The sequence below is a fragment of the Thalassobaculum sp. OXR-137 genome, from assembly GCF_034377285.1.
Lineage (GTDB): Bacteria > Pseudomonadota > Alphaproteobacteria > Thalassobaculales > Thalassobaculaceae > Thalassobaculum.
Map to the genome: position 1 here is coordinate 2,251,501 of NZ_CP139715.1, position 13,064 is coordinate 2,264,564.

11 protein-coding genes are annotated in these 13,064 nt (G+C 69.1%); 6 read left to right on the forward strand and 5 right to left on the reverse strand.

The window, feature by feature from the left end:
• Positions 1 to 143: 143 nt before the first annotated feature.
• Entirely contained in the window at positions 144 to 1,322 is a 1,179-nt protein-coding gene (locus tag T8K17_RS10555; protein ID WP_416153198.1) for an alpha-D-ribose 1-methylphosphonate 5-triphosphate diphosphatase, read from the reverse strand.
• A gap of 90 nt (positions 1,323 to 1,412) precedes the next feature.
• On the opposite strand from T8K17_RS10555, the gene T8K17_RS10560 reads away from it, so the two are divergent.
• Positions 1,413 to 2,156, forward strand: a complete 744-nt coding sequence (locus tag T8K17_RS10560; RefSeq protein ID WP_322334470.1) for a DUF1045 domain-containing protein — start codon at positions 1,413 to 1,415, stop codon at positions 2,154 to 2,156.
• 144 nt (positions 2,157 to 2,300) lie between these two features.
• Here T8K17_RS10560 and T8K17_RS10565 read toward each other — a convergent pair whose 3' ends face one another.
• Both T8K17_RS10565 and T8K17_RS10570 read right to left on the reverse strand, forming a co-directional pair.
• Complete coding sequence (locus T8K17_RS10565) at positions 2,301 to 3,563, reverse strand: Hsp70 family protein (RefSeq protein WP_322334471.1); 1,263 nt, start codon at positions 3,561 to 3,563, stop codon at positions 2,301 to 2,303.
• Positions 3,564 to 3,699: 136 nt separating this feature from the next.
• Positions 3,700 to 4,728 carry a GlxA family transcriptional regulator gene (locus T8K17_RS10570; protein ID WP_322334472.1) on the reverse strand — a complete coding sequence of 343 codons (1,029 nt, stop codon included), beginning with the start codon at positions 4,726 to 4,728 and terminating at the stop codon, positions 3,700 to 3,702.
• 284 nt (positions 4,729 to 5,012) lie between these two features.
• Here T8K17_RS10570 and T8K17_RS10575 point away from each other — a divergent pair, with 284 nt between their 5' ends.
• On the forward strand, positions 5,013 to 5,660 hold the full coding sequence (locus T8K17_RS10575; protein ID WP_322334473.1) for a ferredoxin: 648 nt from the start codon (positions 5,013 to 5,015) through the stop codon (positions 5,658 to 5,660).
• Here T8K17_RS10575 and T8K17_RS10580 read toward each other — a convergent pair.
• Positions 5,657 to 6,385, reverse strand: a complete 729-nt coding sequence (locus tag T8K17_RS10580; protein ID WP_322334474.1) for a VIT1/CCC1 transporter family protein — start codon at positions 6,383 to 6,385, stop codon at positions 5,657 to 5,659. The two genes, T8K17_RS10575 and T8K17_RS10580, sit on opposite strands and share 4 nt — an antisense overlap.
• Before the next feature lie 167 nt (positions 6,386 to 6,552).
• Between T8K17_RS10580 and T8K17_RS10585 the strand changes: the two genes are divergently transcribed.
• The gene (locus T8K17_RS10585; RefSeq protein ID WP_416153178.1) at positions 6,553 to 8,226 is read left to right on the forward strand and encodes a formate--tetrahydrofolate ligase; all 1,674 of its coding nucleotides are present in this window, start codon (positions 6,553 to 6,555) and stop codon (positions 8,224 to 8,226) included.
• Between the two features lie 117 nt (positions 8,227 to 8,343).
• On the opposite strand, the gene T8K17_RS10590 is transcribed toward T8K17_RS10585, so the two are convergent.
• Entirely contained in the window at positions 8,344 to 9,207 is an 864-nt protein-coding gene (locus T8K17_RS10590; protein ID WP_322334475.1) for a LysR family transcriptional regulator, read from the reverse strand.
• Between the two features lie 102 nt (positions 9,208 to 9,309).
• Here T8K17_RS10590 and acdA point away from each other — a divergent pair, with 102 nt between their 5' ends.
• The 3 genes from acdA to T8K17_RS10605 all read left to right on the forward strand — a co-directional run bounded on the left by acdA (position 9,310) and on the right by T8K17_RS10605 (position 13,044).
• A complete protein-coding gene (gene acdA, locus T8K17_RS10595) occupies positions 9,310 to 10,560 on the forward strand; it encodes a 3-sulfinopropanoyl-CoA desulfinase (protein WP_322334476.1) in 1,251 nt (416 codons plus the stop codon).
• A 24-nt stretch (positions 10,561 to 10,584) separates the two neighbouring features.
• Positions 10,585 to 12,210: a thiamine pyrophosphate-binding protein gene (locus tag T8K17_RS10600; protein ID WP_322334477.1), complete on the forward strand. Its 1,626-nt coding sequence runs from the start codon at positions 10,585 to 10,587 to the stop codon at positions 12,208 to 12,210.
• A 108-nt stretch (positions 12,211 to 12,318) separates the two neighbouring features.
• On the forward strand, positions 12,319 to 13,044 hold the full coding sequence (locus tag T8K17_RS10605; RefSeq protein ID WP_322334478.1) for a class I SAM-dependent methyltransferase: 726 nt from the start codon (positions 12,319 to 12,321) through the stop codon (positions 13,042 to 13,044).
• The last annotated feature ends 20 nt before the right edge of the window (positions 13,045 to 13,064 follow it).

The window sequence follows — 13,064 nt, forward strand, 5'->3', positions numbered from 1 at the left end:
ATCCCGGATCATCCCCGGGCTTGCCCCGGGGTGAGGCCGGGACCGAGGCTCTTACTGCGGGGTCCCGGCCCGCTCCCGGATCAATCCCGGATTAAATCCGGGACGGGCGCGTCCGGGATGACGATTATCTTCGGAGAAGTCGACTACGCTGCCGTGCGATACGCGTCCCGGCCGGAGACCACCGTGGCCAGCACCTTCGCCGGCGTCCCGTCGCGTTGATCCAGCACCACCAGATCGGCCCGCTTGCCGGCTTCCACCGTGCCCCGGTCGACCAGCCCCGCCGCCTTGGCCGGGTTGGTTGAGACCAGTCCCCAGGCGGTGGCGAAATCGCAGTCGCCGTCCTGCACAAGCCGGAACGGCGCCTGCACCAGGGCCGGGTAGTAGTAGTCCGACACAAGGATGGTGCAGCGGCCTTCCTTGACCTCGGTCGCCGCCCGCACGCCGCGGGTACCCATGTGGCTGCCGCCGCGGATGATGTTCGGCGCGCCGCAGATCACCGGATCGCCCAGCGCCACCGCCTTCTCCGCCGTCGGCGTGTTCATCGGGAACTCGGCGATGCGGCAGCCCAGACCGTTGAACCAGCTCCGCAGGTCGGGATCGTCGTCGTCATGGCTGGCCATCGCCACGCCATGCTCGATGGCGGCCTTGGCCAGCCGTTCGATGGAGGCGGGCACGTCCGGCTGGCGTCGGCAGACCGAGCGGATCAGGTCCATGAACTGGTCGTGGCTGAGTCCGGTGCGGCCGGTATAGGTGGCGGTCGACTTCCCGTTCTGCTCGATCTCGCGCAGGCTCACATGGCTGTGGTCGTTGAAGGCCAGCAGGTCCACGGTGCCGTCGGCGAGCCAGCCGAGCACTTCGGCCTCGGCCTCCAGGTTGTGGGTCTCGTGGCGCAGGTGGAAGCGGGTGTCGCAGCCGAGACGCGGCTTGGCCGCCTCGATGGCTGCCTTGACCTTCAGGGTCGACTCCCGTCCGCGCAACCCCGGCTCCCAGGAATAGGTGACGCCGTGATAGGCGGTGGAGATGCCGTTCGCGAGCAACTGGGCGTCGGTGTCCTGCAGGGCCAGGTCCATGGGGAAGTGCACGCCTGGCCGCGGCATGATCTGGCGCTCGAAGGCGTCGCCGTGCAGGTCGATCACGCCGGGCAGCACCCAGGCGTCGCCCGCGTCCCAGACCTCGCCGGAGCTTTCGGCGCCGATGGCGGAGATCACCCCGTCCTCAACGGTGACGACGGTATCCGCGACCGTTCCATCGGCCAGAAGCACACGCCGGCTCGCGATCCCTCGTTTCATCCCCGACTTCTCCTGTTTGGGCGCGCATGCCATAACCGGCACGCCGAAAGGTAGGTGCTTCTAGATAGCCGTTTCCAGCCGGTTCACGCCATATCCCCGAGCGAATTTCATCGGAGTGTCACAATGGTCGATTTTCCCAGCTTTCCCGACGGCGCCGCCGCCGAACCGGACCCGGACTTGCCGCGCTACGCGCTGTACGTGGCGCCGGAACCGGGCTCGCCGCTGGCGGAGTTCGGGGCGGACTGGCTGGGGCGCGATTGCGCGACCGGCGAGGTGCGGCAGCAGCCCACGGTGCCCGGGCTGAGCGCCGAGCGGCTGGCCGAGCTGACCGAGAGCGCGCGGGGCTACGGCTTCCACGCCACGATCAAGCCGCCGTTCTATCTGCGCGAGGGGCGCAGCGAGGCCGGGTTGCTGGACGCCTTCGCGGCGTTCGCCAAGGGGCGGGAGCCGTTCGAGGTGCGGCTCGGGCTGCGCTCGCTCGGCGGTTTCCTGGCGCTGATGATGTCCCCGCCGGATCACCGGATGAGCGCGCTGGCCGCCGATGCGGTGCGCGACCTCGACCCGTTCCGCGCGCTGCCGAGCGAGGCGGAACTGGCCCGCCGCCGCGAGTCGGGCCTGTCGGCCCAGCAGGAGACCCTGCTGCAGCAGTGGGGCTATCCCTATGTCATGGGCGAGTTCCGCTTCCACATGACCCTGTCGGCCCGCTTGGCCGATGGGCCGGAGCGCGACGCGATGGTCGCGGCACTCGCCCCGCGCGCCGAGGCGGTGACCGCCGAGCCGTTCCGGGTGGACGCCCTCGCGCTGTTCAAGCAGAGCCGCAAGGGCTCGGATTTCATCCAGGTCGAGCGGTTCGGGTTCGGGGGGTAGCTCCAACTCACCCCTCATCGTCATCCCGGAAAGCCCCGGATTTAATCCGGGGGTGGGCCGGGACCCAGCGTCTGCTGTCTGCAACTCGGTCCCGGCCGACCACCGGGTCAAGCCCGGCGCTCGCCGGGATGACGGGGGTGGGCATCAGGCGGCCGCCGCCTTGGCCAGCCCGTTGACCACCCCGCAGAACGGGTCCGACGACACCAGCGTCGCCCCGGGCAGGCCGGCGGCGAGGGTCTCGCGCACCACCGGCAGCAGGGTCGTGCCGCCGGTCAGCACCATGTGATCCACATCCCGCGCATCCACGCCGGCCAGTTCAAGCGTGTGCGTCACCGCGTGGCGCAGGCTGTCCAACTCGTGCCGGATGGCGTGACGCAGACGGGCCGCGTCGACTCTGGGGGCGGAGACATCTTCCAGGTCCGGCAGAATCAGCGCCGCCTCCCCGCCGGAGCCCAGACGGATCTTCAGCTCCTCCACCCGGGCCGCCAGGCGGTGGCCGAGGCGGTGGTCCATCACATGCAGCAGCCGGTCGATTTTCTCCGGTTCCAGGGCCAGGCGCTGGATGTCGACGATCTCGCTGCGGTTCTTGGCGGAGTAGAACAGGTGGATCTTGTGCCAGGTGGCGAGGTCGCCGAAATACGACGCCGGCACCGGCAGGATCTCCTTCGACGTCAGGCTGCGGGTCTGCGAGCCGAGGCCGAGCAGCGGCATCGCCGTGTCCAGCGAGATCCGCCGGTCGAGATCCGTGCCGCCGATCCGCACGCCGAAATTCGCCAGGATCTCGAACCGGTCGGCCCCCTTGCCCGAACCGTCGGGATGCCAGCGGGCGACCGAGAAGTCGGAGGTGCCGCCGCCGATATCGGCGACCATGACCAGCCACGGATCCTCCATCAGGTCGCCGGCGTCGATCATCGCGGCCACCGGTTCGTAGACGAAGCGAACCTGGCCGAACCCGGCCTCCTGGAAGATGCCGTGCAGATAGGCCTCGGCCTCGGCGTCGCGCGCGGGGTCGTCGTTGAACCGGACCGGCCGGCCGGCGACCAAGGTCGACAGGGCGACGCCCTCCCGCGTCTCCAGGTCGTCCTTCAGGAACGACACGAAGCGCTTGAGCAGTTCGCGGAACGGCCAGGGGCGGCCGCCGAGGATCGTGCGCTCCTCCGTCAGGCTGGTCCCCAGGATGCTCTTCAGCGCCCGCAGGTAGCGGCCGTCATCCTCGGCGAGGAAGCAGGCTTCCGCCTGGGTTCCGAACAGCAGCTCCCGGTCGTCCTCGCTGTAGAACAGGGCGCTCGGCACGACCGTGCGGCCGTCCTCGAAGCGGTGCAGCACCGGCTCCCCGTCGCGTACGAAGCCGATGGCCGAATTCGAGGTGCCGAAATCCAGTCCCGCCGCCAGTGCGTGCGTCCCCATGAAACCGTCTCCCGCCCGATGCCGCGCCAACGCATAAAAGGGCCCCTGCGCCGGCAGGGGCCCGTGTGGTGTTCCCAAAAATGGAGGCGGACCCTAAGCGATTTGCCGCCGCGCTGTCACTTGGAAGCGTCGCGGCTCACGCCTGTCCCACCATCAGCGGCGTTTCGTCGGTCACGAGCTGGATGCGTGCGCTGCCGGTGACGCCGCCGATCGCCCGCTCCGCCCGCGGCGTTCGGCCGAAGCATTCGCGGTAGCACTTGGAGAAGTGGCTGGCCGAGACGAAGCCGCAGGCCAGGGCGACCGACAGGATCGACATGGACGTCTGGGTCAGCAGCTGCCGGGCCCGCTGCAGCCGCAGGGTGAGGTAGTAGCGGGTCGGCGTGGCGTTCAGGTACTTGCGGAACAGCCGCTCCAACTGCCGGGTCGACAGGCCAGCCCGCTCGGCCAGGTCGGTCTGGGTTAGCGGCTCTTCCAGGTTGGCTTCCATCTCGGTGATGACGGAGATCAGCTTGGGGTGGCTGACGCCGATTCGGGCGCGCAGTTCCATGCGCTGATGGTCGTGCGGCTCGCGGATGCGGTCGTGGATGAACTGCTCCGACACCTGATTGGCCAGGGTCTGACCGTGCTGCCGCCCGATAAGGTGCAGCATCATGTCCAGCGAGGCGGTGCCGCCGGAACAGGTGAAGCGGTCGCGGTCGATCTCGTACAGGTCGGAGGAGACCTCGATCTCCGGGAATTCCTCGGTGAAGCCGCCCAGGTTCTCCCAATGGATGGTGCAGCGCCGGTCGTCCAGCAGCCCGGCCTTGGCGAGCACGTGGCTGCCGGTGCACAGCGCGCCGACGGCCCGGCCCTGGCGCGAGGCGCGGCGCAGGAAGCCCAGCACCCGCTCGTCCTCGAACTTCTGCACGTCGATGCCGGCGACCACGGCGACGATCTTCTCGCGGTCGAGCTGCGACATCGGCCCGTCCGGCACCACCTCGATGCCGTTGCTGGCCGAGACCGGGCTGCCGTCGACGCTGTAGACCCGCCACTCATACAGGGTCTCGTTCGCCATGCGGTTGGCGGAGCGCAAAGGCTCCACCGCCGAGGCGAAGGCCATCATCGAGAAATTATGGACAAGCAGAAACCCGATGCGCGTCGGAATTTCGTTTGGATCATCAAACATCGCGAGACCGCACTCCCAGCTAGCCTCATTGGACGCTTTGACGGCCCGGGTGCGTGAGCATCAGGTGTCGCGCGCAGACTACTGCGATTCCCCGATGACACGCATTCACAAAATCGTCTCAGCTCCCGAAAAAGGGTTAATTGCGTATACACTTACCAGGGAAGGCGGCAAGCCGGATCGTGCAATGGGCCTGGGGGCGACCGTGACGGATTGCCGACAGCGGCGGGTTGCCTGTCGAGTCCGGGCAAGAACGCTGACGATTGGGACGGAGTTCAGGAGCGATCATGACCGCCTATGCCGACCTTACCCGTGAGCTGTCCCCGCTGGGCCTGATCCCGCGCGGCGGGTTCCGGGTTGTGCCGGAGGACGGGTTGGACGGTGTTTCGATGGTGTTGATGGTTGGCAATGCGGGCCCGGACCTGTGGCCGGCCTTCTCGGCGGGGCGGCGGGACGAGCCCGATCCGATGGATGCCTGGGTTCGGCGGTCGCTGGAGCCGGTCGCGGCACGGCTGGGCGCGCGGGTGGCGATGCCGAATGACGGCCCGCCCTATCGACCGTTCCAGCGCTGGGCCATGCGGGCCGAGGCGGTGCGTCCGACGCCGCTGGGGCTGCTGATCCATCCGCTTTACGGGCTGTGGCATGCCTATCGCGCGGCGCTGCTGTTCGGTGAGCAGATGGAGCTGCCTGATCGTGCTGAAGCGGCCAGTCCCTGCGACAGCTGCGCCGAGCGTCCGTGCCTGTCCTCCTGCCCGGTCGGGGCGTTCGACGGCACCCGCTACGACGTCGCCGCCTGTCGCACCCATGCCGGCGGACCTTACGGAGGGGAGTGCCGGGACGGCGGCTGCCTCGCCCGTCATGCCTGTCCGGTCGGCCGGGACCATGCCTATGGCAACGCGCAGCAGGCGTTCCACATGGCGGCGTTCCTCCCTTAGAGGCCGACATCCCCGACCAGCCCGCGCAGAAGATGCCCGACCGCATAGGCGAGCCCGGCGGCGGCCAGCCCGATGGCCAGCGTTTCCAGCCCCGACCGCCACCAGGGCGCCAGCGACCACCGCGCCTTGACCGAGCCGATGGCGAAGAATACGGCGGCCGTCACCGCCGTCGACACGATCAGCCCGCCGCCGGCCATGTAGGGGATCAGCGGCACCAGCCCGCAGACCACGAAGGCGGAGAAGGTGACGATGGCGGCGGTCCAGGGCGAGCGGGCGACCGGGGCGAGGTGGTGCTCCTCCACCAGCATGGTCTGGGCCCAGCGGTCCTCGTCGGCGGTGATGGTGTCGACGGCCCGCTCCAGCGCGCGCCCCTCGAACCCCTTGGCGGCGAAGATCTGCCGGATCTCCTCGCGCTCGCCGTCCGGCTCGGCGGCGATGTGCCGGTGTTCCATGGCGAGCACCCGGGCGGCGTCGTCCTTCTCCGCCTTGGTGCCGGAATAGTTGGCGGCGGCCATGGAGAACCCGTCGGCGATCAGGTTGGCGAATCCGAGGATCAGGATCACGCCCACCGAGAGTTCGGCCCCCGCCACCCCGGCGACGATGGCGAAGGTGGTGACGGCCCCGTCGATGCCGCCATAGATCCAGTCCCGCAGATACATCGCCTCCGGCCGCCCGGCGATGCGGGCGCGGATGGAGGCGGGGTCATGGGCATGTTCAAGCGGCATGGGCGGGAGTGTAGCGCGTTGCGTGTTCTGCGACACGGCGTCCCTAAGCCCGTGAGTGTCGCAATTCGGCAACCACATCCGCCCAGGTTGCCGCTAGTCTCCGGCCCGTAGCGTCAATCGACCCATCGACAAGCCCGATGGGGAACGCCCGAAGGGAGGGGCCGGCCATGGTGAAGTCCGATATCGAGATCGCCCGCGAGGCCAAGATGCAGCCGATCATGGAGATCGGCGCAAAGCTCGGCATCGCGCCCGAGCACCTCATGCCCTACGGCCATACCAAGGCGAAGATCGATCTCGGCTATATCGAGAGCCTGGCCTCCAATCCCGACGGCAAGCTGATCCTGGTCACCGGCATCAACCCGACCGCGGCCGGTGAAGGCAAGACCACCACCACGGTCGGCCTCGGCGACGCGCTGAACCGGATCGGCAAGAAGGCCGCCATGTGCCTGCGCGAGCCGTCGCTCGGCCCCTGCTTCGGGGTCAAGGGCGGGGCGGCCGGCGGCGGCTATGCCCAGGTGGTGCCGATGGAGGACATCAACCTCCACTTCACCGGCGACTTCCACGCCATCGCGGCGGCCAACAACCTGCTGGCGGCGCTGATCGACAACCATGTCTACTGGGGCAACGCGGTCGGGCTCGACCCGCGGCGCATCGGCTGGCGCCGGGCGGTGGACATGAACGACCGGGCGCTGCGCTCGATCGTCAACTCGCTCGGCGGGGTGGCCAACGGCTTCCCGCGCGAGGACGGGTTCGACATCGTCGTCGCATCGGAGATCATGGCGATCCTCTGCCTGTCGACCTCGCTGGACGACCTGAAGCGCCGGCTCGGCCAGATCGTGGTCGGCCAGACCCGCGAGCGCGAGCAGATCTTCGCCCGCCAGCTTGAGGCGGACGGCGCGATGACCGTGCTGCTGAAGGACGCCCTGTCGCCGAACCTGGTGCAGACCCTGGAGAACAACCCGGCCTTCATCCATGGCGGCCCGTTCGCCAACATCGCCCATGGCTGCAACTCGGTGATGGCGACCCAGACCGCCCTCAAGCTCGCCGACTATGTGGTGACCGAGGCCGGGTTCGGCGCCGATCTGGGGGCGGAGAAGTTCTTCGACATCAAGTGCCGCAAGGCCGGGCTGTCGCCGGCCGCCGCCGTCGTGGTCGGCACCGTGCGCGCGCTGAAGATGCATGGCGGGGTGGCCAAGGAGGATCTCGGCCACGAGAACATCGAGGCGGTGCGCAAGGGCGTGTCCAACATCGCCCGCCACGTGGAGAACACCCAGAAGTTCGGCGTGCCGGTGGCGGTCGCCCTGAACCGCTTCATCACCGATACCGACGCCGAGATCGAGGCGGTGCGCAAGGAGCTGGCGAGCCTGGGCGTGGAGGCCATCGAGTGCACCCACTGGGCCGACGGCTCCGCCGGCACCGAGGCGCTGGCCCATCACGTGGTCGGCCTGGTGGAAGGCGGCACGGCGGCGTTCAAGCCGCTCTATGCCGACGAGCTGAGCCTGAAGGATAAGATCCGCACCATCGCCAAGGAGATCTACCGGGCCGACGACGTGGTCTTCGAGGGCAAGGCGGCCACCGCCATCGCCGATATCGAGAAGAACGGCGGCGGCTCCTATCCGGTCTGCATCGCCAAGACCCAGTACAGCTTCTCCACCGACCCGAACGCCAAGGGGGCGCCGACCGGCCACACCCTGCCGGTGCGCGAGGTACGGCTGTCCAACGGGGCGGAGTTCGTGGTCGCGGTCTGCGGCGAGATCATGACCATGCCGGGCCTCCCTCGGGTGCCGGCGGCGAACAAGATCACCCTGAACGCGGCGGGGCAGATCGAGGGACTGTTCTGACCGGGCGTCGGCGCCGGCGTCCCATCCCCGTCGTCCTGACGCACGTCAGGACCATGGTATTGGCGCCGATGCACCGCAGGTCCTGATTGGCATCAGAATGTCGGGGAGGGGGTGAGGTTAAGGCCCCGCCCGCAGCTCCTCCAGCAGCAGGGCCGTTGCCGCCTTCACGTCGCCGCGTTCGCGTTCCACCAGCGCCACCCGGCGCACCACGGCTGGGTTGCCGAACGGCACCGTGCGCACCGTCGCCCGCAGCTCTTCGGTGACCGACTCCGCCGGCGCCACCGCCACGCCGAGGCCGCGGGAGACCATCGCCAGGATCGCCTCGATCGAGTCCAGCTCCATTGCCTCCGACACCACGATCCGGCGCTGGCGCAGGGCGGTGTCGATCACCCGACCCACGCCCGTGCGCCGATTGAACCGCACGAAGGGCAGGGTGCGCAGCAGGTCACGGTCGCTGCGGCCGGCGGCACCGATCGGCGCGGCGACCACCAGCGGCTCCTCGTGGATCGGGTTCAGCACCAGCCCGCGCTCCAGCCGCGGCGTCTCGGTGACCACGGCGGCGTCCAGCGCCCCCTGAGCCACCCGGCGCAGCAGGTCGGCGGACAGGCCGGACTCTACCCGGATCCGCAGCTCCGGCGCGCGCACCGCCAGCCGGGCCAGAGCCGCCGGCACCAGCCCGGTCGCCGATGTCGGGATGATCCCCAGTCGCAGCCGGCCCCTGGCACTCGTGCCCGCCGCCACCGCCCGGATATCCTCCGACAGCCGCACCAACTCGCGCACCCGGGGCAGCAAACCGTCGGCGGTATCGTTCAGCACCGGCGGGCGCCGGGCCCGGTCGAACAGGGCGGCCCCCAACTCCTCCTCCAAGGTCTTCATCTGCATGGACACGGCCGACTGGGTTACGCCGACCCGCTCGGCGGCGGCCGCGAAACTGCCGCTGTCGGCGATGGCGAGCAGGGTCTCGAGATGGCGGATGTTCATGGCATAAAGTAAGAAAAACTGAAGATGATGATCAAGATTATTCGCTTGTTTGAAGTCGGGCGCGGCGCGAGGATGGCTCACGCTTTCGTGAGGGAGGAAATGATGAGCTTTGCCCTGACCGCCGCGCAGGAAGAATTGCGCGCCAAGGCCCGCGATCTGGCCGAGACCGTGATCGCGCCGCGCGCCGCCGAGGTCGACCGCAGCGAGCAATATCCCTGGGACAACGTGAAGGCGCTGACCGAGGCGGGCTTCATGGGCATGACCGTGCCGAAGGAGCTGGGCGGCAAGGGCCACAGCTTCCTCGACGTGGTGCTGGTCATCGAGGAGATGGCGGCCCAGTGCGGCGTGACCGGCCGCATCGTGGTGGAAGGCAACATGGGCGCGATCTCGGCCCTGCTGCAATACGGCAGCGAGTGGCAGCGCAAGATCGCCGCCGAGCATGTGCTCTCCGGCGACAAGCTGGCGATCTGCATCACCGAGCCGGATGCCGGCTCCGCCGCCACCCAGATGACGACCCGCGCCGACAGGAAGGGCGACACTTACGTCCTGAACGGCAAGAAGCACTGGATCACCGGCGGCGGCGTGTCGAAGCTGCACCTGATCTTCGCCCGGGTGTTCGACGAGAGCGGCGAGGAGCTCGGCATCGGCGGCTTCATCGCCTTTCGCGACGAGGATAAGGGGCTGGTCATCGGCACCCGCGAGCCGACCATGGGCCTGCGCGGCATTCCCGAGACCGAAGTGCTCTTCCAGGATCTGGAGCTCTCCGCCGACCGGCTGGTCATGCCGCCGAGCGGGCTGAAGCGCGGTTTCGCCGACCTGATGAACGCCTACAACGCCCAGCGCGTCGGGGCGGGAACGGTGGCGCTCGGCCTCGCCGAGGGTGCGTATCGCCGCGCGCTCGCCTTCTCCAAGGAGCGCGAGCAGTTCGGCCGTCCGATCGCCGAATTCCAGGGCCTGCAATGGATGCTGGCCGACATGAGCGTGCAGATCGAGGCGGGCCGCGCCCTGATCTGGCGGGCGGCGGCGACCGAGGGCACGAAGGGCAGCCCGTTCCCGGACAGCCTGGCGGCGGCACAGTCGAAGATCTTCGCCTCCGAAATGGCGATCAAGGTGACGACCGACGCCCTGCAGGTGTTCGGCGCGCGCGGCTATTCCCGGAACTACCCGATGGAGCGCATCCAGCGCGACGCCCGGATGTTCACCATCGGCGGCGGCACCGCGCAGATCCTGCGCACGGTCGTCGCCTCGCGCCTGCTGGAGCGCAAGCTGCCGCAGACCCGCGACGGCTTTGCCGCGCTGGAGGCTGCCGGTAAGCTCCCCCGCTCTTCGGGCACCACCCAGGCCGCCGAGTAAGCGCCCAGCATAAGCGAGGATTCCATGACCGAGACGGTGCGTGCCGCCGACCTGCTCGCGCGGCGTCTCTACGAGGCCGGATGCCGGCTTGCCTTCGGCATTCCGGGCGGCGAGGTGCTGACGATCGTCGATGCGCTGGAGAAGGCCGGGATCGAGTTCCGCCTCGCCAAGCACGAGAATGCCGCCGGTTTCATGGCCGAGGGCGTCTATCACATGACCGGCGCGCCCGGGATTTTGGTCTGCACCGTCGGGCCGGGGGCCGCCAACGCCGTCAACGTCGCCGCCAATGCCGAGCAGGACCGGGTGCCGCTGATCGTCATCACCGGCTGTGTCGACGAGGACGAGGCGGTGACCTACAACCACCAGGTCTTCGACCACCAGCAGGTGTTCCGCCCGATCGTAAAGGCGAGCTTCCGTGTCAGCGCCGGCGCGGTCGACGCCCTGGCCGACAAGGCGGTGTCCATCGCCCTGGATCAGCGCCCCGGCCCGGTGCATCTCGACCTGCCGATCTCGGTGGCCGCCGCCGAGGTTCCGGTGCCGGCCCGCCCGACCCGCCGGGTGCCGGACATGGCCGCCGTGCCCGCGCCAGGCCCCGATCTCGACACCGCACGGACATGGCTGGCCGAAGCGGAGAAGCCGATCCTGGTGGTCGGCCTCGATGTGGTGACCCAGGATTGCGCCGAGGAGGTCCGCGCCTTCGCCGAGCGCTTCGCCATCCCCACGGTCGCGACCTACAAGGCCAAGGGCGTGGTGCCGGACGACAGCCCACTGTCGCTGGGCGGCGCTGGGCTCTCTCCGGTGGCGGACAAGCAGATTCTGCCTCTGCTGAAGGAGGCCGACCTGATCCTGCTGGCGGGCTACGACCCGATCGAGATGCGGGTCGGCTGGCGCGACGTCTGGGATCCGGCCGAACAGCGGGTGATCGACATCACCGCCGCCCCGAACACCGCCTATATGCATCAGGCCTCCCTCGCCTTCGTCGGCCATGTGGGCAAGACCCTGTCGGTGATCGGCGAGGGCGTTGAAGCCAGGACCACCCGCTGGCCCGGCGGCGAGCCGGCGGCGGCGCGTCAGGTGCTGGCCGGCGCCTATGGCCAGAACGAGGCCTGGGGACCGGCGGCGATCGTGACCACGGTGCGCAAGGCCTTGCCGCGCGACGGCGTCATCACCGTGGACAGCGGCGCTCACCGCATCCTGGCGAGCCAGGTCTGGGAGAGCTTCGTGCCCCATGCGGTGCTGCAGTCTACGGGGCTCTGCACCATGGGCTGCGCCCTGCCGCTGGCCATCGGCGCCAAGATGGCGGCCCCCGAGCGCGGTGTCGTGGCCTTCACCGGCGATGCCGGGCTGGAGATGATCCTGGGCGAGCTGGTCACCCTGCGCGACGCCAAGATCCCGGTGGTGGTCGTGGTATTCGTGGACGCGTCCCTGGCGCTGATCGAGCTGAAACAGCGCTCGATGACCTACGCCAATGCCGGGGTGGATTTCCCGGAGACCGACTTCGCCGCCATCGCCAAGGCGCTCGGCGGCCGAGGCGTGGTCTGCGAGGATCGCGAGAGCCTGGAGAAGGCTGTGAGCGACGGACTGAGCGCCGACACCTTCACCGTCTGCGCCTGCCGGATCGACCGCAAGAGCTACGACGGCCGGATCTGACCGTCCGGCGGACTGTTTGGCGCTACGGCAATGGCGCCAGGCGGCGCTTGTCGATGGCGATTGCAGGCGAGAGGCTGAACCCCTCGCCCCCTAGCAATGGAGATCGCCTTGGCAGAGCCCCTCTGGACCGAAGATACCAGCGCCGCCTTCCGCGACCTCGCCCATTACGCCGTGCCCGAGCGTGAGTTGCAGGTGGAGACGATCCTGTCGCTCATTCCGCAGCCCGAGGGTGCCGCCTTGGCGATGGAGATCTGCTGCGGGGCGGGCGGCTTGACGGCGGCGATGCTGGAGCGGTTAGCGGATCTGCGGGTTCTGGCCCTAGACGGCTCGCCCAGCATGCTGAAGGCGACGCGTGCGGCGGCTGGCGGTCATGCGGCACGGCTGGACACCGCGCTCATCGACATCGCCGAGACCGGCTGGCGCAGGCCGCCGGAGCCGCTGCATGCGGTTGTGTCGTCGCTGGCGATCCATCACCTGGACGGTCTGCAGAAGCAGCGGCTCTTCGCCGACATCCATGCCGCGCTGAGGCCGGGCGGGGTCTTCGTCATGGCCGACCTGGTGGAGCCGGCAACGGCGGTCGGCCGGGCCGTGGCGGCGGATGCGTGGGACGAAGAGACCCGGCGCCGCGCGCTGGACATCGACGGCACGCTGGAGGGCTACGAACGGTTCGTGGCGGAGGACTGGAACTACTACCGCCTGCCGGGCCCCGACCCGCTGGACAAGCCGTCGAGCGTGACGGACCTGCTGGACTGGCTGCGGGCGGCCGGGTTCGACGGCGTGGACCTGCACTGGATGAAGGCCGGCCACGTGATCATGAGTGGGGTGCGGGGGTAAGGTGCGGTTTCAACATCCTC